The sequence below is a fragment of the Microcystis aeruginosa NIES-843 genome, from assembly GCF_000010625.1.
GTDB classification, from domain to species: Bacteria; Cyanobacteriota; Cyanobacteriia; order Cyanobacteriales; family Microcystaceae; genus Microcystis; species Microcystis aeruginosa.
The window spans coordinates 3,036,713-3,057,350 of the sequence record NC_010296.1; the positions used below are offsets into that span (position 1 = coordinate 3,036,713).

General features: G+C 41.1%; 13 protein-coding genes. 6 read left to right on the forward strand and 7 right to left on the reverse strand.

Translation table 11 applies throughout. The features are described 5' to 3' along the window. Positions 1-2 precede the first annotated feature (2 nt). Positions 3-5,714, forward strand: coding sequence for an AAA family ATPase (locus MAE_RS14435; protein ID WP_012266249.1), 5,712 nt, complete (start codon positions 3-5; stop codon positions 5,712-5,714). Between the two features lie 21 nt (positions 5,715-5,735). Here the strand turns inward: MAE_RS14435 and MAE_RS14440 are convergent, their stop codons facing one another. From MAE_RS14440 to MAE_RS14460, 5 genes are all read right to left on the reverse strand, one after another. After that, complete coding sequence (locus MAE_RS14440; protein ID WP_012266250.1) at positions 5,736-7,073, reverse strand: AAA-like domain-containing protein; 1,338 nt, start codon at positions 7,071-7,073, stop codon at positions 5,736-5,738. 446 nt (positions 7,074-7,519) lie between these two features. After that, positions 7,520-8,731, reverse strand: coding sequence for a glycosyltransferase (locus tag MAE_RS14445; RefSeq protein ID WP_012266252.1), 1,212 nt, complete (start codon positions 8,729-8,731; stop codon positions 7,520-7,522). A 73-nt stretch (positions 8,732-8,804) separates the two neighbouring features. Beyond that, complete coding sequence (locus MAE_RS14450; RefSeq protein WP_012266253.1) at positions 8,805-11,483, reverse strand: methyl-accepting chemotaxis protein; 2,679 nt, start codon at positions 11,481-11,483, stop codon at positions 8,805-8,807. A gap of 89 nt (positions 11,484-11,572) precedes the next feature. Beyond that, a complete protein-coding gene (locus MAE_RS14455; RefSeq protein WP_002798117.1) occupies positions 11,573-12,103 on the reverse strand; it encodes a chemotaxis protein CheW in 531 nt (176 codons plus the stop codon). A gap of 91 nt (positions 12,104-12,194) precedes the next feature. Beyond that, the gene (locus MAE_RS14460) at positions 12,195-12,560 is read right to left on the reverse strand and encodes a response regulator transcription factor (RefSeq protein WP_002798118.1); all 366 of its coding nucleotides are present in this window, start codon (positions 12,558-12,560) and stop codon (positions 12,195-12,197) included. A gap of 1,609 nt (positions 12,561-14,169) precedes the next feature. On the opposite strand from MAE_RS14460, the gene MAE_RS14465 reads away from it, so the two are divergent. The 5 genes from MAE_RS14465 (at position 14,170) to MAE_RS14480 (ending at position 19,122) form a co-directional block, all read left to right on the forward strand. After that, positions 14,170-15,501 carry an RNA-guided endonuclease InsQ/TnpB family protein gene (locus MAE_RS14465; protein WP_012266256.1) on the forward strand — a complete coding sequence of 444 codons (1,332 nt, stop codon included), beginning with the start codon at positions 14,170-14,172 and terminating at the stop codon, positions 15,499-15,501. Continuing rightward, the gene (gene hmpF, locus MAE_RS14470) at positions 15,480-17,120 is read left to right on the forward strand and encodes a pilus motility taxis protein HmpF (protein ID WP_041804133.1); all 1,641 of its coding nucleotides are present in this window, start codon (positions 15,480-15,482) and stop codon (positions 17,118-17,120) included. Before MAE_RS14465 ends, hmpF begins: the two co-directional genes overlap by 22 nt. Positions 17,121-17,133: 13 nt before the next feature. Beyond that, complete coding sequence (locus tag MAE_RS32295) at positions 17,134-17,325, forward strand: hypothetical protein (RefSeq protein WP_044034744.1); 192 nt, start codon at positions 17,134-17,136, stop codon at positions 17,323-17,325. A gap of 493 nt (positions 17,326-17,818) precedes the next feature. Continuing rightward, a complete protein-coding gene (locus MAE_RS14475) occupies positions 17,819-18,043 on the forward strand; it encodes a hypothetical protein (RefSeq protein WP_002798121.1) in 225 nt (74 codons plus the stop codon). A gap of 269 nt (positions 18,044-18,312) precedes the next feature. Beyond that, on the forward strand, positions 18,313-19,122 hold the full coding sequence (locus MAE_RS14480; protein ID WP_002798124.1) for a squalene/phytoene synthase family protein: 810 nt from the start codon (positions 18,313-18,315) through the stop codon (positions 19,120-19,122). An 87-nt stretch (positions 19,123-19,209) separates the two neighbouring features. On the opposite strand, the gene petD is transcribed toward MAE_RS14480, so the two are convergent. Both petD and petB read right to left on the reverse strand, forming a co-directional pair. Beyond that, a complete protein-coding gene (petD, locus tag MAE_RS14485) occupies positions 19,210-19,692 on the reverse strand; it encodes a cytochrome b6-f complex subunit IV (RefSeq protein WP_002738373.1) in 483 nt (160 codons plus the stop codon). Positions 19,693-19,743: 51 nt separating this feature from the next. Continuing rightward, on the reverse strand, positions 19,744-20,412 hold the full coding sequence (gene petB / locus MAE_RS14490; protein WP_002798126.1) for a cytochrome b6: 669 nt from the start codon (positions 20,410-20,412) through the stop codon (positions 19,744-19,746). Between the last annotated feature and the right edge of the window lie 226 nt (positions 20,413-20,638).

Genomic DNA, 20,638 nt, shown 5'->3' on the forward strand with positions numbered 1-20,638 from the left:
CGATGCTCGCTCTTCCTAACTATGAGATTAATCACAAGATTTACGAAGGGGTTAAAAGCGTCGTTTATCGCGGTAAATCTTGTCAGAAAGAACAGCCCGTAATCATCAAAGTTCTCAAAGCTGAATATCCCTCCATAGAAGAGATCGTCTGTTGGAGACAGGAGCATGAAATTATTCAAAATTTAAACTATGATGGGGTAGTTAAATCCTATGGTTTGGTTAACTATCGTCATGTTTTTGCCCTAATTCTCGAAGATTTTGGTGGTCAATCTTTAGCTAAATTTTTAACAACCCAACACCTTTCTATTTCTCAGTTTTTAACCATTGCTATCTCCTTAGCAGACATCTTAATTAAGATTCACCAAGTTCCCATTATTCATAAAGACATTAAACCCAGTAATATCCTCATCAACCAAGAAACAAAACAGGTTAAATTGACTGATTTTAGCATTGCTTCTAACCTAACATTTGAGCGGCAAACTATTACCAATCCTCGCTTTTTACAAGGAACACTGGCTTATATGTCCCCAGAACAAACGGGACGAATGAATCGCCGGATTGACTATCGCAGTGATTTTTATTCTTTGGGAGTGACCTTTTATGAAATGCTCACAGGAATGTTGCCCTTTAGATCTCAGGATTTGATGGAGTTAGTTCATTGTCATATTGCGAAACAACCTCCTCCTTTAGAACAATTCTCAGTTCCGCCGATGATTTCTAACATTGTTAGAAAACTAATGGCAAAAAATGCAGAAGAGCGTTATCAAAGTGCTGCTGGACTCAAATTTGATTTGGAAACTTGTTTATGTCAACTAGAAAAGCAGAGCCGGCTTAAGATTTTTGCTTTGGGAGAACGGGATTATCCCAATCAATTGCTGATTCCTCAAAAACTCTATGGAAGAAGTCAAGAAATAGTGAGATTACTAGAAGCATTCAAACGAGTAGCAAACCCAAAAGTAGCAGGAGTAGAAAAAGTTGAATCTGCCATCGAAATAATGTTAGTCTCTGGTTATTCAGGAATTGGTAAGACATCCATTGTTAATGAAGTTCAAAAAGCAATTGTTGAAGCCAGAGGATATTTTATTAGGGGAAAATTTGAGCAGTTAAAACGCAATATTCCTTATCTAGCTCTGATTCAAGCATTTCAAGAATTAATTCGCCAGTTATTAACTGAAAATCAGGAGGAAATTGAATCGTGGAAAGACGATATTATCAGGGCTATTACGCCAAATGCTCAAATTATTATCGATGTCATTCCTGAAGTTGAATTAATCATTGGTAAACAGCCAGAAGTTCCTCAATTAAACTCTCTAGAAGCTGAAAATCGTTTTAATCAAGTTTTTAAAGAGTTCATCAAGGTTTTTTGTACTCCTAATCATCCTTTGGTAATTTTTCTTGATGATTTACAATGGATAGATTCGGCATCCCTAAAATTATTGCAACTTATAGTGACCGATAAAAGAGGCAAATATTTGTTTTTTATTGGTGCTTATCGAGATAACGAGGTTAGTTCAACTCATCCCTTAACCTTGATGCTAGAGAAACTAAAAACTACCCATTTAGTGATCAATCATCTTGAAATTCAACCCTTATATTATGACAATGTTCGACAATTAATTGAGGAAACTTTTAACGGTAAGGTTAATAGGGATGAGCTTAAAGATTTAGCCGAATTAATTTTTTATAAAACCCAAGGCAATCCTTTCTTTATCTCTCAGTTTCTTAAAACTTTATACAGTGAAAATTTAATAACCTATCAAGTCAATATAGATCGTTGGATTTGGTCTAGTGAGGCTATACAATCTGTCGGTATTACTGATTATAATGTTGTGGAATTAATTGCTAGAAATATTGGTAAACTTCCTGAAAAAACGCAACAACTAATCAAATTAGCTGCTTGTATTGGCAACTCTTTTAGTTTAGATTTATTGGCATTTGTTCAACAAAAATCTATCTCCGCTACAGCGAAAGAATTAGCGATAGCTCTTCAACAAGGATTTATTTTACCTCAGTCAGAAGACTATAAACTTCCTTTATTGTTTGATCAGATAGAATACCAACAGTTAAATTTAGAAAATGTAGAGATTAAATACAAATTTTTACACGATAGAGTACAGCAAGCAGCCTATTCACTTATTCCCGAATCAGAACGAAAAGCAAATCACTTGCAAATTGGTCAATTTCTTCTCAAAAAGACAACTACTCAAGCTCAAGAAAACAAATTATTTGACATAGTTAATCAACTCAATTTTGGGATTGATTTATTAAAGGATACCTCAGATAAAGAACAGTTGTGTCAATTAAATTTAAGGGCGGGAAAGAAAGCTAAATCGGCTAATGCTTACCAAGCTTCAGTCAATTATTTACATTTTGCTTGTCAGCTTTTATTATTAGATAGTTGGCAAAAGCAATATGAGCTTACCTTTAATATTTATCTTGAATTAGTAGAAGCTCACTATCTGAATACTAATCTAGAAACGGCTGATAATCTCTGTGATTTTGCTTTACTGCACGTCCGAAGTCCTTTAGAACAAGTTAAATTTTACGAAATAAAGATTAAAATAAACTTGGCTAGAGGCGCAATAGATTTAGCTCTAAATAACGGACAAAAAGCTTTAGAAATTTTAGGCATATCTTTAGTGGAATCACCACCACAAGCGTTAAACATTGAAAAATTAGCCAGATTAGGAGTGATGAAAGAACCTAATAAGTTGATGGCAATGAAGATTTTTAGTCTTATTTATGCTCCTGCTTGTTTTGCCGAAAGTTCTATAGCATTACCAATTCTCTATACTGAGATTACCCTATCCCAGCAGTATGGCAATTCACCCCCAGTCGTTTATGCTTATGCTGTTTATGGAATTATTGTCTCTTGGCTCATGTTAGATATTGATTTAGCTTATCAACTTGGACAATTATCTTTACGGGTTTTAGAGAAATTAAATGCCAAGGATTTTTGGTCGAAAGCTTATGTCTCAATTTCCATTAATATAACCTATAAAAAACATCATATTAAACAAACGCTTGAACCCCTTAAGAAATCTATACAAAAGGCTCTGGAAGTTGGCGATCTTGAATTTGCTTGCCATGGGGCCAATTTCTACTGCGATCATTTATTATTTGTAGGGAATAACTTAGAATTCGTTCACAATCAGCAAAAACAATATATTGATTTTATTGCTCAATATCAGCAAGAACATCCCTTAAATTTAATCAAAATATGCGCCCAATTTGTTGAAATTTTAGTAAATGAATCAGTCGTCAAAAAATTGACGGGTACTATGCTCGACGAGGAAAAGTCTTTAAGGCAGTTACTCCAAGTTAACAATCGAATTTCTGTCTTTAATATTTATTTTTATAAAGCTTGGCTTTGTTACTTGTTTAAAGATTATCCTCAAGCAATAGAAAACACTAGGATCGCCCTTGAATATTCAGGTTTTGTGAAATCAGAAATTATTTTTACAGAACATAATTTTTATTATTCTTTGGCATTACTAGCTCAATATCCATCCCTCGACCAAAAAAATAAAAAACAATATCTTAAACAAGTCCAAGAAAATCATAAACTGATGAAATGTTGGCAGGATCATGCCCCGATGAATTTTCAGCATAAATACAATTTAATACAGGCAGAAATAGCTCGTGTTTTGAGAAAACCTTTGACAGCAATGAAATATTATGATAGTGCTATAGCAGGAGCAAAAAAATATGAATTTATCCATGAAGAGGCTTTAGCCTATGAACGTGCCTCTGAATTTTATTTTACTTTAGGTAGAGAAGAAATCGGTAAACTATATCTCAGAAATGCCTATCATTGTTACATTCGTTGGGGTGCAAAGGCCAAAGTTAAACAATTAGAAGAAGAATACCCTCAATATTTATTAGGCATCAGCAATCAAAACAAATCTAAAGGACTGAGTACCACCATTTCAACTACTGGTAATGATGGAGCAGTTCTGGATTTAACCACTATTCTCAAAGCCTCGCAAGCAATTTCTGGAGAAATTAAACTGGAAAATCTCCTAACAAATTTAATGAAAATTGTCATTGAAAATGCAGGAGCTCAGAAAGGTTGTCTGATTTTAGAACAGGAAGGAAATTGGGTCATTGAAGCTCAAGGAACAATTGATCAAGAAACGCTTAATATCTTACAGCCGATTCCCATAGAATCTATCGACTATGATCATTCAATTCCTATCTTACCCACCAGTATTATTTACTATGTCGCTCGGACAAAAGAAACTATCGTTTTAAATGATGCCACTTCATCAGGTCAATTTACCAACGATTCTTACATTATTGCTAAAAAAACTAAATCCATTCTTTGTACTCCTTTACTCAATCAAGGTCAATTAAAAGGAATTGTTTATTTAGAAAATAATTTAACAACAGGCGCATTTACCTCAGAAAGGGTTGAACTATTAAATATTCTAGCAGCTCAAGCCGCTATCTCTATTGATAACTCAAGACTCTATCAAACCTTAGAACAAAGAGTAGAAGAACGGACAAAAGAACTCACAAATACTTTAGAGGTACTGAAAGCAACCCAAGCAGAACTTATCTTTGAAAATGACCTGCTTAAAAGTGCTGAACAACCTCCCAAATTTGTCTATCAAGTGGGGGGCAGTTTACCGATGGATGCACCGAATTATGTGGTTCGACAAGCCGATCGCAATCTTTATAAAGCTCTCAAACAAGGTCTATTTTGCTATGTTTTAAATGCACGTCAAATGGGAAAATCTAGCTTAATGGTACGGATGATGAGCCAATTACAAAAGGAGGGAATTAGATGTGCAGTAATTGACTTAACTCGGCTAGGAACAGACAATATTACCCCCGAACAATGGTATAAAGGATTAGCCGTTGATCTGCTCCGCAGTTTTGGATTAATCAAACAATTGAAAACTTTTAAAGCTTGGTGGAATGAACAATTAGACCTGCCTCCTGTACAACGATTAGGACAATTTATAGAAAATTTTCTTCTAGTTAATGACGATTTTGATCAGCGGCAATCTAGACAATCGACTGTTATATTTATTGATGAAATTGATAGCATTTTGGGGTTAAAATTTGATGTCTCTGACTTTTTTGCTTTAATTCGTTCTTTTTATAACCAGAGAGCGATTCAACCTCAATTTCAAGAGCTAACTTTTGCCTTTTTTGGTGCTACCACACCTTCAGCTTTAATTACTGACCCCCAGAAAACACCTTTTAATATTGGTAACGCTATTGAATTAGCAAGTTTTAAGGAACACGAAGCCCAACCTTTATTATATGGGTTAACAGAAAAAGTCAGCAATCTTCAGACCATGCTCAAACAAGTCTTAAGCTGGACGGGAGGGCAACCTTTCTTAACTCAAAAACTCTGTCAACTGATGCGGGATAGCGAGCAACCAATCCCCTCTAATCAAGAAGAACAATGGTTGGCCAACTTAGTAGCAGAAAAAATTATTCAAGATTGGGAGATGCAGGATCAACCCGAACATTTAAAAACCATTCAAGATCGCCTTCTTCAAAGTCCAAACCGACCCCAGTTATTAACCTTGTATCGACAAATCCTCCATCAAGAACCAATACAGATTGATAACAATCCCTATTTACCTGAGTTATTTTTATCTGGATTAGTGGTAAAGCGTCACGGGAAAATGGACGTTCATAATCGGATTTATCAGACGATATTTAATAATGATTGGCTTGAGCGATCGCTGTCTTAATACCATGGTTCAAAAATTTATTTATACTGAACCAGTATATTGACTTATAAAGTACTTTTGATACAACTGACAACTGACAATTGCTTTATTTTCTCTGAGTTTAATTAAACCCATACTATTAAGTTTATAAGCAATAATTGGATCGACTATTATTGGTTGATTACCTTGACAAATCTGTTGAAAAACAGCGGCAAGTTCGGGTTGTTTTTGTAAAGTGACCCAGTGCAGCTGTAAATGAGAGGAATAAATTCCCGTTGATGTAATTGCTGATTTGATTAAATCTGGCATCGTGATTTGCTCTTGGCTAAGATGATAAATCGCTAAATGAATCAAGGCAGGATGTCCCCCCACTAAGTCGATCAACTGTTGAATTTCGTTGGTTGCTAATTCATTTAATTGATATTTTTTTGCCAATTCTGCCACTTGTTCTTGACCAAAACCCTGTAACTCTATGGGTAATCCCACATTAAAAGGAGACTGTTCTAATCGCAGAGAAACATAAGATTCTGTGGATTGAACAATAATTAAACGTAATTTCTGCCACAGGGGAGATCGCTTAGATTCTTCATAACAAGCTCTGATTAAAGGTAAAAAATCTTCTGCTACTTTCGGATGTTCAAAGACTCGATGCACTTCGTCTAAAGCCAATACCAGTGGCTGTTTTATCTCTCGTAAAATATACTCTTCAAAATAAATTGTCCAACTCATTTTAATTCCTATATCTTCATCCCAATAATCATCTAATTTGGCTTCTAAATTCAACTGCCGAGCGCAATTACGGCAGATCCAGCGTAAGAACTTGTTAAAATTTGCTATGATGTCTTGGTCTGCTTTTTGTAAATCTAAACTAACAATTTGATAACCGAATTGCTGTTGACAAGCCTCTAAAATTGTTAATAATAAAGACGTTTTCCCCCATTTTTTGGGAGCTTTAATGCGTACTAACGCCCCAGATTGTCCGATTTCCTCGATAATTTTTGCTTCAAGTTTTGTTCGTTTTAGATAATAATAAGAATTATAGGGAACAGGAGCATCTGGGTATTCTGGACGCTCATTTTGGAGATATTCCTGACCGCAATACTGAAGCGATGTGGAGTTGGTAAAATGAGATTGTAGTCTAGATAAAAAATTTTTTTTATTGATCGTTTCTCCGATCAGTTGCGAGAGTCTATCATAGAGTCCTGGGGCAACTACATTGGCAAGATAGCTGCTACTATAACCATTTTCTTGGGCAATTTCTTGATAGTTCTTTTTCTGCCAAAGTCCTCGCAATAATAATTGTTCTGTGTCATTGAGACAGCGATTCTCAAGCTTGAGCAGTTGCCCATTAAGAATCTCTTGGATTTCCTCGAATTTCATTATTTTTGTCCAAGGTAAGAAGATTTGAAGAAATAGATTATTTGATTTTCCAGTTCCGTTGCAGCCAGAAACCCTGAATCTTGACATAACAGCACCGATTCAAAATAGAATTGGTATATTTGACAAACAAGCTGACGAGAACCAGTAACCGACAAAATTGTGCGATGGCAACCCTGAGAGGGATTAGTTTCCCCCCTTGCTAGGAAATTATAGCATTTCTTGTCAAGGTCAATTACACGGCAGCAATTATCTCTTGATCATTTCTATCAAAACCCCTAAGTCTTCCGCGTCTAACCCCTCGATAATCCTATTAACAATTAGTTCGGAAAAATCCTCACAGGAGTTGACTAGACAGGGTTTTAGCAATCAGATGTACTGCATTTCAACTGCCTATTGGCAATTTTAGTACAGTGGCTGCTCCCAATCTTGCCAACAACTCTGAACAGTTACTGTTCATCCCTCAATACACTTGCTCCCAGAGCTTCTAGGGTTTCTTGCAGCATTTCAGCGCGAGATACATTACCCTGATCTTTCAATAATTGTAGGCCTTTTTGCCAAATCTTGATCGCCTCATTATAACTACCGAAAACTATATAAGCAACCCCTAGATTTTGGTAAATAGTGGGATTATCCTGGTTTAACTTGAGAGCTTTTTTATAAGCTTTAATCGATTCTGGTAGCCGATGCAGTTGTTTGAGAACCAGTCCTAAATTATAGTAACCATCGGCATAGCTAGGATCAATTTCTACGGTTTTCTCAAAGACAGATAAGGCAGCTTCGTAGTTTTCTGCTTCGTATAATAACCCACCGAAATTATTATAAGCACCCAGTTTTAATTTATCTAAAATTGGCTGCTTAATCGCTTTAACAAAATGATCGGCTGATTGCTTAAATTCCTCCACTGAATAATAATAATTAGCGAGATGATAATATAACTCGTATAAAATATGCGGATTAGAGCCATGGCATTTTAAACCATGTTTGAGCAGCTTAAAACCCTCTTTATCCCTGCCAATCTTCAGATATAACCCTCCCAATTTACTACACACATAGGGATCGTGGGGATGTTGCTGATAAAAACCCTCCATCGCTTTTCTTGCCCGTTCAAACTTATCTAAGCTGGCTATTTTATCGACGGTGTAACCGTAGTGAAAGATAGCAATTTCTGGCAGTTCAACTATTTTCCAACCAGGTTCTTTTTTTAATAAAATGGCCACATTATCATCAATAATTGAGTGATAGGGTCGGGTAAAAGTGACCTGAGGATGTCGGCGAAATAGCCGCGAAATTAGAGAATAAGGTGATTGTACGGCTCCGATTTCATGGCGGATTAAATTAATCACTAAATTTTCCTCTTTTTCCATTGCCCGACGCATTTTCGGTACGATAGCGGCATTTAATTCCTCATCAGCATCAAGGACTAAAATCCAATCGCCAGTAACATATTTTAAAGCCTCATTTCTGGCATCGGAAAAATTACCCCGCCAATCGTAGCTAGGAACTATGGCACCGTAACTTTGAGCAATAGCAATCGTATCATCGGTCGAACCCGTATCCATAACGATCATCTCATCCACCACCCCTTTAACGCTATCCAAACAGCGCCGGAGATTTTCGGCTTCATTTTTGACAATCATGCAGAGACTAAGTTTAGGCATAACTTTACTCACTCTAGCGGTCAATCTTGAGGGATAGCGGCTAATCAATAACCCACTGATTAGCGCTCACCGATTATCGATCATCCTCTGAGTCTACCTTAAACCGTTCTACCGAAGAAAGCAGCTCCCGGGAGATACTCACCAATTTTTGCAGAGAACCCGCCACCCGTTGGGATTCTTGGGAAGTTTCCTGAGCGGTTAACTCCACCGACTGCATAACTTGGGCGACATTGAGGGAATTTTCCCGTTGTTTGACCGTATCGGCGGTAATCGATCGCACCAGCGTATCGATGCGATTAGAAACTTGGATAATATCTTCTAGGGACTTCTTCGCCTGTTCCGAGCGCTCGGTGACATCGATAACCTGTTGAATCCCTTCCTCCATCGCCGTCATTACCGAACCCGTTTCCGATTGGATATGTAAAACGATCTGTTCAATTTCCTTAAGCGATTTAGCGGCTCTATCGGCCAACTGACGCACCTCATCGGCCACAACCGCAAAACCGCGGCCCGCCTCTCCTGCTCGCGCCGCTTGAATCGAGGCATTAAGAGCCAATAAATTGGTCCGCGAGGCAATCTGAGAGACTACCGCGACAATTTTCGAGATTTCCTGGGAAGCTTCCGCCAAACGCTTGACTTTTCGCGCCGTTTCTGATACGGTCTCGCGGATTTGTAGAATTCCCGCCACGGTTCTTTCCACGGAATCGCCCCCCTTCAGGGCGGTAATCGAGGAAGTGCGGGCGACTTCTTCGGCTTCTCTGGCGTTTTCTGCCACCCGTTGAATTGAGTCGGTCATCATCTGTACCGAATTAAGGGTGACGGCCAATTCCTCCGCCATCCGCAGGGCATCGCTAGACTGATTGCGGGCGAAAGATTCACTATTGGTACTGCCTTGATTCACCTGTTTGGCCGCTTTTTTCACCTGTCGGACAATTTCGCGCAGGTTTTGGATAGTCAAATTAAAAGCATCGGCCACCGCCCCTAAAACATCGGCGCTTACCTCCGCTTCCACGGTCAGATCTCCCCGAGCCGCTCCTTCCACATCATCGAGAAGTCGAATCACTTGCCGTTGTAAGTCTTCCCGTTCCCGTTCCGTTTCGGCGGCGCGGCGTTGGGCTTCCGTGGTGGTAGTTACCACCACCCGAGCCATCTGATTGAAACGATTGGCCAGTTGACCGAATTCATCTTCCGAGTAGATCGTCGCTTTAGCGTTAAAATTACCTTCCGAGAGATGATCGAATTGGCTTTGCAGATCGTTGAGACTGCGCTTAATCTGACTAATTAGCAACTGTAAACCTAGCCAAGTCAGGGCTAGGGTTCCCAGTCCGGTTAATAACATCGTGGTTAGTACCGGTTGACTGAAGGGGGAAAGACTGGCTGAGGCTGGCGGTTTCGGGGCCGGTTTGGGGGCAACCTTTTCGGTTTTTGCCTGGCTATTCGGGGCTGGTTTGGCAGCCAAGAGCGTAGAAAGCCAAGAGGTGGTACTAACGGCAAAAATTATGATCACAGGGGTAATACCCGCTAAGGCCGCTAGGATTAGTTGTTTTTTGCCTAAAGAAGCGTTGACAAAAAAGCCTAATTTGCCCGGATTGACTTCCACCACTGGCTTGAGCAAGAGTTCGGAGGCATGGGTAAGATGACTATCTCTTTTGTCATTGGGGGTTTTTAGACGAGAAGGATTAAAACTAGGCTCTCCCACACCAGAACTGGCATTAAGGTGCGCACTGGGTTCGGGGAGAAAACCACCACTTAAAGCTTCCCCCCCCGAAGGGGTAAATAGCTCCCAGTCCCCCAGTCCTTGAACCGTATCCGTCAGAGCCAGTGGGGAAAAACCGTCTAAATCCTCATCATTGAGTTCTGGTTGCCCAAAATCTCCGGTTTCGTCTTCCTCGTCTCTTTGTTGAGTGACTCTGCCCTGATTAGGGCCAGTTTTTGCCCCTTGTGGGTGGGTCGATTCCAGGTCAATGGCAAAAGTGCTTTCTTCTAGGGTATCCCTATAGGATAACTCCTGATCTCTACCGGTGAGGGGATTTCCCCCCAGAGCAGAGGAAACCATAAAAGTGGCTTCTCCCGTTGACCCTAACTCACCGTCCCACCCTTCCTCCAGCGAGTCAATCTCCGCCGCTTCTAAAAAGGGGAAAGGGGCTTCCCCCTCCGCCGAATCGCTAGACCACTGGGAACCGTGAGAGCCAGGGCCCGGCAGGGTAAGGGAACTAAAGGCGGTTTCCTCCGATTCCTCAAAATCATCGTCATAGGAATGGACTTTACTTACCGTAGGCTCGCTGGGATCCTCCTCATTGAAAAGACTACTATTCCAATCCAGCCCTTTTTTTTGTCCATCGGGGGCAGCCCCTTGCGACTTCCAGGAGCGAGAACGGTTAAAACTTTGACTTGGATCGAAAGCTGCCTCGCTGTAGGCAATGCTTTCCGTAGCAGCGATCGTAAAATCTCCCTCCTCGGCTTCAAAACGCAATTGCCGAATCTGATCGAGACCACGCTGGGCATAATCGACTAGATCGGAGCTAGTGGGAGAATTTTTAGCCAATTGCAGCACTTTTTCGTAACGTTCCTCCGCCAATCTGTATTGTTGTAGTCCTAGATGAATGTGACCCTGTAAAAGCATGACATTGGCATCCTCGGGATACTTGCTGATCATCTCTTTGACAATGACGGCGGCATCCTCAAGGTTGCCCTGGCAATAGGCGGTGTTAGCCTTTCTATAAAGTTTTGCGTATTCTGTCCCTGACGGCATTTGCCCCTCCCCTAGTAAAGTTAAATGAAGTAGTTAGTAGTTTCAAGAAAGAATTCCTATAAATCCTATTCTGCTATTTTTTTCAGGTTTTAAGCTGCCCAACGGGCAAAACGGAGTATGGCCAGATAATCGAGTAGTCTTAAGGTTTTTTTTGATTCTTGGCCCAGAATCCACTCTCCCTGCACATAGAGGGCGATCTGATCGGGAATACTGGCGGCACTACCTAGTTTATCTGGGTCGAGCCATTCCATATCTCCCAAACGTTCCACCGCTAAACCGAGGATCGTTTCCTCTTCTTTGATCGCAATTATGGGAATTTCGGCTCGATCGGTGTTTAAGCGGCTGCTATCCCCCAAAAATTGCCCGAGATCCGCCACCCAGATCACTTGACCCCGGAGATTGATCGTGCCGAGGAGCAAGGGTGAAGCATTGGGAATGGGGGTAATGCGATCTAGTGGTTGCTGTATTACCTCGCAAATTCCCACGGCACTAAGGGCAAACTCGTCCTGAGAGGGTAGATAAAATCGCAAGTACAGTTCACCGACGGGAGTTTGTAATTCCTGATTGTCGGGGGCGATATTTTGAGCGTTACCAGCAAAAAAATCGGCGTTGTTAAGCATGAGTTTAGTTCTCTTGCAACTAATAATTCGGGCGGCGTTTTTAGCTGTCTTGACCTATGCCATAGCTAGACTGTCCCCGGTGAGGGCGATTTTATCGGCGCAACAGTTGTTTAATGGTATAAATGAACTCAATCGGTTCAAAGGGCTTGACAATGTAGGCATCGGCTCCGATTTTCATGCCCCAATAGCGATCAAAGACTTCCCCTTTCAAGGAACAAATCACCACCGGGACATTTTTGGTTTTTGGATCCGACTTGAGACGACGACACACCTCATAACCATTCATGCGGGGCATGACGATATCGAGGACGACGAGATCCGGATTGGCTCTCTGAATATGTTCGAGGGCTTCCACCCCATCCGTGGCGATCGTGACCTTAATGCCGCTATTGCGGAGTAGATCACAGATCAGTTCCCTTTGCGTTTGGCTGTCTTCTACCAGCAATATTTCGCTCATAACTCCCTACCTAGCTAGGCTGCCAAGAACAACAATGGCAAAAGATGCCCGATAATAGTCCCCGTTGACCGGATGCTCGGAAATTTCTCTCATTTTTGCCTCCAACGCAATCTGAAATTTATCAGGGGTTTCTCTCTAAACAAGGACTTGATTCACCCTTTCGGGTTTCATCTCTATAGTTCCCAATTCCACCGTTAAAAACCACCGGCCAAGAGATTTTTTTCGGGTTTGGGGGTTGGGTGTGAGGTTTTAGGGTGTTGGGGTTTAGGATTTTAGTTGAAATTCCTCAGTAAAATACTGCGAATCTCGCTCTCATTGCAGCTTCCTTCCATAATTTCTCGGAATCTCCCCCAATAGACCCTATTTCTTTTAGTCTAGGACAAGCATTTATCTTACTTGTGAGGTACAAAGTATCGGGTTTTGGGGAAGGCTGGAACTGGGGAAGGCTGGAGCAGTAGCTGGTCGTCTGGGGATGATGCCAAATGCCGTCATACTTCATCTTGATGAGAAACGCTCTCTTACACCAAATCCGTTTTTAATAGTGTGATTAACTCTCAAGTTATCAATTGTTTCTCCCTGCTCCCCACTCCGCATCTCCAGCGCTCCCTTCTCCCCACACCCCACTCTCCTATACCTTTTAAACAGGATTTAGTATTACCTCCTCTTGTCACTAATAATAAATCTGATAAGCTAATTATGTAACATATTTTTCAGTAAGCTTTACTGAATTTAAACCAGCCCTAGAGATTTTTAGTACAAAAGTTCTAGCTCCCTATCTTTGCTTGTAGCTCTCATGCCGTCTTAACCGATAATTTAGATGTGTAGTCAGCTTATTCACAGCAGCCAGAGGTAAAAAGGGTCAGAAAACACGAGCCGATTTATGAGATTGACTGCCGAATTTTTTGAGACTAGGACAGTACATTTGCGCTGAAAAATCTCCAAAAATTTTCCAGTGGGGAAGAGGGAAAATTGAGAACAAATGTATGAATCAAAAAGAAAAACTCGAATGATAGAAATTAAAAAATTTTTGGGATCGGATGGTTACACCGAAACCACAGACGGGCTGCTCCTAGCCTCGATCGCCAACTCTTTCTAAAACCGATTACCGAAATAACACGGGAGCATGAAAGCCATTCTCTTTTTAAGCAATGGATGAAATGCGACTCGACGGGTTTTAACCCGTCGTATCCTTTTCCTCTAATTTTAGACTATCAATCCAGTCTTCGATGAGTGCTGTTATGGTTTTGTCTTTCTGGGCAGCATATCAATATAGCTTATTTCTTCTGCGGTCAAAACGAATTGTTAATGATTTAGTCTTCATACATATATATAGCGTTTCCTATTCGCAAGAGGTACATTATCGATGTTGAAAAGCTTAATCAGCAAAGGTTTAATTATGCCCCACAGGTGTGAGAAATGCTATAATTAAGCTAAGACGTATTTAAACCGCTTATTCTTAGATTAGCCGAATCTCCCCCCCCACCCCCCCGACGTCGGGGGGGGGTGTTGCCTCTTGCATGAGTGCCTCTTGCCTCGTCTCAACAAGAAATTTAAATTACGAACAGCTTAGTGCATTTATGTTAGTATAACATCAGGAGGTAAAAATACAATGTATAGATGCCAGCAAAATCTAATGAGCATGGATAAACATTTAAAGGCTATCCTTGAGTTAATTTGTGCTGAGTCTCATAAGCTGACTAACTGTGGAATTTATTATGCCCGTCAACTTTATTTAAAAACCCAGAAAATTATTGGCAAATTTGATTTAGAGAAAGAGTATAAAAACAACAAACACGATCAAGTTTTATCCTCTCAGGCAGCACAGCAAATACTTAGAAGTGTTGCTGAGTCATTTAAATCATTTAAAGAGCTAAACCAGAAATATAGAAAGGGAGAGTTAACAGATGAGCCTCATCTACCTAAATACATAAAAAAAGAAGGTCTGTTCCTTGTCACTTATCCCAAGCAAGCCCTAAAATGGGTTGATAATCAAATTGGAATCCCTTTAGGAAAAACTGTTAAGCAATGGTTTGGACTTGATAGCTTCTATTGGCCAATGACCTCCAATTTGAGGTTTCAAGAAATTAAGGAATTAAGAATACTGCCCAGAAATCATTGTTTTTATGTTGAGTTTGTTGATGAGAGTAAACCAGTCGAGATTGAGGTCAATCCCGATAATGTACTAGGTTTAGATCCGGGTTTAAACAATTGGCTAACAGGAGTTTCTAGTCTTGGTACTAGCTTTGTAATTGATGGAAGGCATCTTAAGTCTGTTAATCGTTGGTACCACAAGCAGGTAGCTACTCTCAAAGAAGGAAAACCTCAAGGATTTTGGTCAACTCAACTCGCTAAAATCACAGAAAAGCGTAATCGAAAAATAAGAGATGCTGTTAATAAAGCAGCTAGACTTGTTATTAATCACTGTCTTGAGCATCAAAGGAACAAAGACCAAAAGGGGGAAGGTAATTTAGGCAAAAAGAACCATCAATCTTTTGTTTCAATTCCGACAGCAAAACTCAAAGAACGTATTAGACAATTGTGTGAACATTGTGGGATTAAGTTTATTGAAACAGAAGAAAGTTATACCTCAAAAGCTTCATTTTTAGACAATGACTCGCTACCTAAATTTGTTGAAAAAACCGAAGGGTGGCAACCATCAGGAAAGAGAACAAAAAGAGGATTGTATCGGACTGCTCAAAATCAGTATATTAATGCTGATGCTAATGGGGCAGCTAACATAATTCGGAAAGTAAGCACAACACTTAATTTTGATTTAAGTCGAGTGTCTAGGGGCGTTTTGACTCGTCCTCAGAAATTCAAGTGCTGGTCAGCTAAAAAGACGCGAAGTCCGCTGAGAATCCTCCGTCATTTATGGGTCGGAGAAGTCAAAAAAACTTTTATTATGGAGGACAACTACTCGTGCTATACCTTGCAGAAGTAAAAAAACAGACTAGAGGTTTTATCGGTGGTTACAAAACCGAATTGAAACTATTGGCCTGTCAGCATAATGATCAGACGTGGAGTGCCATACCGGGGGAAGATATCTTAACCTACGACGAAACTAACTCCCTGGGTGAAGGTGCGCTTCTCTTGGTAAATTTGAGCAATAATCGTCAACTGCAAGGAAACCCGGAATTAGCGGGAGCGGAGATGGTGCGGCAACTGCAAAAGATTTCCCGTTTGATGGAGCGCAGCAAGAAAGATCAAGAGAAAATCGAGCAGTGGAAACAATCCCTCACCTATCAAAGCGAGATTCTCAACCGCCAGAAAATGGAAATGGAGACAAGAATCGAGCAAATTGAACAAATAGAGGCAGAATTCGATTATTTAGAGCGCAAAAGACAAGAACTGGAAACCCTAAAACAACAATTAAACGAGCAACAGCGACACCTGGAAGAAGGACAAATAAATTGTAACTCCTACCCCAATCTTTCCCCAGAAAAACAACAATTTATTCGCTCTCTAGCGGAGCGTTTAGCTAATAATCATGATCGGGGCAATTCTCCCTCACAAATTCTCCATTCCACTCTTGAATCTGTGCAGGAACAACAGACAATTTTAAATAGTTGTTGGCAGAGTTTAGAGGAGCAGAAAAAAACTGTAGAAAATCGTCAGGTCGCCAACGATGAAATGCTCGATTATCTCGAACAAAGAGCTAGGGAATTACAGACGAGTCGCAATGCTTTGGAAACGGCTCAAATACAATTACAAATACAAGAAACTGTTCTGAATCAAAAACAGGAATTATTCGAGCGCCTTAACCTCACCCTACAAACCACTGATTCTACTCGACAAATGCTCCTTCGTCTCCTGCAAGGGGAAGAACTAGATTTTGATGGTAAAATCGATCTAGAAGCTCTTGAAAAAATGCCTTTAGAAGAATTGGAGAGCTTAGTTAAGAACTTACAAACAGACCTCAAGCGCTGGGAAATTTTTGTCAACGACCAAGAGGAAGAATTAACTCTCCAATGCCAAACCGTGGAAGAATTAGAAGCAAGAATGGCCACAATAGATGAATCCGAGCGAGCTAATTTAGAATCCGAATTAGCCGAGGAACAGGAAAAAAAAGGAATGCTGGCGGCAACTTTGGTCGGACAAAGACGTAATCTCCAGGAAAGGCAAGCTATTCGCTCTCAACATCTGAAAATGCTGCAACGGAGACAGGGGATTTTATCCCCAGAAGATGCCCAAAAATGTAGCTTTGAACCATTGTTAATTCTGTTGGCCGATAATTATCAAAATAATCTCCAAGAAAGTCAACGTTTAGCAGCAGAAATCAAGGGACTACAAGAGGATTTACCAAAAAACAGAGATACTATTGACGGTCAATGGTCGGATTTAGAGCAAAAAACTCGTGAATTTGAAGAACAGGAGCGACAATGGCGCGATGCTAATCTGGCATTATTGCGTTTAAAAACTCAGGTACAACAGTACGAAACTTTCCTGCAACCCGTGCAGGATCAACTCGATCAAATCCGTCAAAAACTAGAAACTATCTCCCAATGGTTGACACCCATGGAATCTAATGGTAGTGCCTATCATTACGCTATTAACAGTTAGGCTTAATTAGGGTTTGCGGCAAAAAGTTTTTCCTGGGGGCAGGGTGTGGGGTGTGGGGTGTGGGGTGTGGGGTTTTACCAGTTTTGAGGTGGCCAATTACCTAATTTTCAGGGAAAAAGTGCCTAAATTTCCCCCCGATCACTCCCAGATCCAGTACTTTTTGATTGACAAAAGGTCTAAAAGTCTTACCCAACAAGGTTTTTAGATTTATTCAGCCAGCCCTAATTAGTGTTAGGGCTTCCTGAACAAATAATACAGGGCAATCCAAACAAAGATTTCGCCGTTTTTGCCGTTAACGGAGGCAGGGGGTAGGGGGCAGCAGGCCGTTTTTGTAACGGGGATTTATGCCCCGCTCCAAAAACTTTTCGCCTTAAGGCGAGGTTTTAGACCCGATTTTTCCGATAACTTTTATAGCTTTTTATCTATGGATAAAATAATTTAGATCAATTTAACCCTAGGTTAGATGTGGTATAGACTAGGATTAGTAATTTATACTCAGATAGTTATGAGACAATCCGATCGAGAAATAATAATTTTAGCGGCTGTGGCCTCCCTCTTAGCGCGCTTTTTAGATAAAAAAAACTGATTTATGGGGTTAAAGTCCGGCAGAATTGGCAATCAATGCCGAGGAAAGATATCGATAGAATGCTTGTGACAGGGGCAGCAATTGCGATCGCCTCGATGAGCGAAATTAAATCATGAATATTATTGTAACCGGTCAGGTAAAAAGAATCGAAATAGGCACGGGAACTTGGGCATTAATTGCTGATAACGGTCAAACCTACGAATTAATGGAACCTCCCGCCGAATTAACCCAAAAAAAGGCAAAAGTGACAGTTATAGGTCAAATTCGCTCAGATGTGATGACTCTGGCCATGATCGGACCGGTTTTACAAGTGATCTCCTTTCAATCCTTGCCATGAAGCCGCAAAATACTGCTTAAAAACGGGCAAAAACTACTTTTTAAGCTTGTAATCTCGAAAAATTCCCGTAATTGTCCTTCAGCTATCCCAGAAAGAAAAATTGTCAAGAAGACCCTAAAGGTTGATTTTTTCGAGAATAATCTCGAAATTTTGAATAATAATACTACAATAGACAGCAACTTTGTCTTAGGAACATCGGAATCACCTAAACCGATCTATCGGATTGGTTTAACTCGTAGTTACCTAAGTTGGCGTGAGGAGAGGACTGAATGAATTTGCGCGATAATGCTTTAACGATTCTGCAAGAAACGAGTCGAACTTTTTATATTCCCATAAGTCGTTTACCAGATCGCCTGCTCGAGGCAGTAGCCTCAGCTTATCTCTGTATGAGGGCGATCGATGAAGTAGAAGACCATCCCGACCTAGATAACTTCAGTAAATCCCAGATATTAAGACAAATTAGCCTGAATTTACAAGCAGGTACTGAAAATTCCACCAAAGAGGACTTTGCTTTTGGCTTAGTCCATCGGGAGATTTTGCCGGAAGTAACCCTGAGAATTGGCGAATGGGCCCTGTTAGCACCGGATTCGATCGCCCCCCGGGTTTGGGATGCCACGGCGGCCATGGCCGATCGCATGGCCTACTGGGCTGGGAATAACTGGGATATTCGCACAGAAATAGAATTAGATCAATATACCTTTAGTGTGGCCGGTGCCGTGGGTTTATTGCTGTCTGACCTCTGGAATTGGTACGACGGCACTCAAACTAATCGCAGTTATGCCATCGGTTTTGGTCGGGGTTTACAAGCGGTTAATATTGCCCGCAACCATGGCGAGGATCTGCGCCGGGGGGTAAGTTTTCTGCCCCAGGGTTGGACAATTAGTGATATTCATAATTATGCCCGTCGTAATCTGAAATTAGCCGATTATTACACTCAATCGCTGCCTAATGGGCCGGCACTTGATTTTTGTAAGATTCCCCTCGCTTTAGCCCATGGCACTCTCGAAGTCCTAGCTTTAGGTAAGGAAAAACTCAGCCGCAGCGATGTCATCGCTTTGGTACAACAAATTACCCGTTAGAAGAAATCAAAATTAAAATTGCCCACGATCGCTCTTCCAAAGTCAGGAATCACAAGCGTGGGCAACAAACCGGTGGCGTTCAGTAACTTAGAACAAACCGAGAGTTAAAGATATATCGATGGGGAAAGTGGCACCAATACCTAACCAGATCGTGACCACAGTACCAAATAGGAAGATAGCGGTAGCGACGGGACGACGGAAAGGATTTTGGAATTTATTGACGCTTTCAATAAAGGGAACTAACATCAAGCCTAGGGGAACGCCGGCCATGCAAGCGATACCTAAGAGTTTGTTAGGAAGAATACGGAGAATTTGGAAAACGGGATAAAGATACCACTCTGGCAGAATTTCTAGGGGAGTAGCGAAAGGATCGGCAGGTTCACCGATCATGGTGGGATCCATAATCGCTAAACCGGTGCAGAGTCCGATCGTACCAAAGATAACTACCGGGAAGACATAGAGTAGATCGTTAGGCCAAGCGGGTTCACCGTAGTAGTTGTGACCCATCCCTTTAGCCAACTTAGCGCGCAGAGCGGGATCGCTGAGATCGGGCTTTTTTAATGTGGACATGGATAATGTCTCCTAAAAATGATTTCGGATCGACAGAGATATTTTTCTGAATTATAGAGGCCCAGAAATGCCTTGTTTACGGATCATCAAGAAATGTAGCAACATGAAGACCGCGATCGACCAGGGTAGTACAAAGGTATGTAAGCTGTAGAAACGGGTTAAAGTTGCTTGACCGACGCTTTCGCTACCGCGCATCAGGGTGACGAGTTGATCACCGACGACGGGAATAGCAGCAGGTACACCGGAAACAATTTTAACGGCCCAGTAACCCACCTGATCCCAGGGTAAGGAATAACCGGTGACACCGAAGGTAACGGTGATTACGGCCAAGACAACCCCAGTGACCCAGGTTAATTCGCGAGGTTTTTTGAAGCCACCGGTCAGATAGACGCGGAAAACGTGCAGGATCATCATTAAGACCATCATACTGGCAGACCAGCGATGGATAGAACGAATTAGCCAACCAAAGTTGACTTCGTTCATGATGTACTGTACGGAGGAGAGGGCCTCTGCTACAGTGGGTTTGTAGTAGAAGGTCATGGCGAAACCAGTGGCAAACTGGATCACGAAGCACACAAGGGTGATACCACCCAGACAGTAGAAGATATTAACGTGGGGGGGAACGTATTTGGTGCTGATATCATCAGCGATCCCTTGAATTTCTAAGCGTTCCTGAAACCATTGATAGGCTTTAGAATCCGTTACTTGTTTGGTAAACATCGCGTAACCAGTAAGAAAAATGAAAGATTTAAGGTGTGACCTTTAAAAAATGTAACACAGTTTTCAGGGCTAATTCTCGCTCTTGTCAGGTTTCTCCACCGGTGGGGATCAATTGGCGATCGCTAGACCCGAAAAACGTAACTTCCTAAAATTTCCCTTAAAATGTCTCCTAGACTACAAAAAATCGGGCCAATTGTCCGACACTGGGAATAGGTAAGGTTGACAG

Bases quoted from the DNA above. Each gene is read 5' to 3' on its own strand.
- MAE_RS14455 (WP_002798117.1), bottom strand. From the start codon at position 12,103: ATGCTTAACAACGCCGATTTTTTTGCTGGTAACGCTCAAAATATCGCC.
- MAE_RS14435 (WP_012266249.1), top strand. From the start codon at position 3: ATGCTCGCTCTTCCTAACTATGAGATTAATCACAAGATTTACGAAGGG.
- petB (WP_002798126.1), bottom strand. From the start codon at position 20,412: ATGTTTACCAAACAAGTAACGGATTCTAAAGCCTATCAATGGTTTCAG.
- MAE_RS14445 (WP_012266252.1), bottom strand. From the start codon at position 8,731: ATGCCTAAACTTAGTCTCTGCATGATTGTCAAAAATGAAGCCGAAAAT.
- MAE_RS14480 (WP_002798124.1), top strand. From the start codon at position 18,313: ATGAATTTGCGCGATAATGCTTTAACGATTCTGCAAGAAACGAGTCGA.
- MAE_RS14460 (WP_002798118.1), bottom strand. From the start codon at position 12,560: ATGAGCGAAATATTGCTGGTAGAAGACAGCCAAACGCAAAGGGAACTG.
- MAE_RS14450 (WP_012266253.1), bottom strand. From the start codon at position 11,483: ATGCCGTCAGGGACAGAATACGCAAAACTTTATAGAAAGGCTAACACC.
- MAE_RS14465 (WP_012266256.1), top strand. From the start codon at position 14,170: ATGTATAGATGCCAGCAAAATCTAATGAGCATGGATAAACATTTAAAG.
- MAE_RS14475 (WP_002798121.1), top strand. From the start codon at position 17,819: ATGAATATTATTGTAACCGGTCAGGTAAAAAGAATCGAAATAGGCACG.
- MAE_RS14440 (WP_012266250.1), bottom strand. From the start codon at position 7,073: ATGAAATTCGAGGAAATCCAAGAGATTCTTAATGGGCAACTGCTCAAG.
- petD (WP_002738373.1), bottom strand. From the start codon at position 19,692: ATGTCCACATTAAAAAAGCCCGATCTCAGCGATCCCGCTCTGCGCGCT.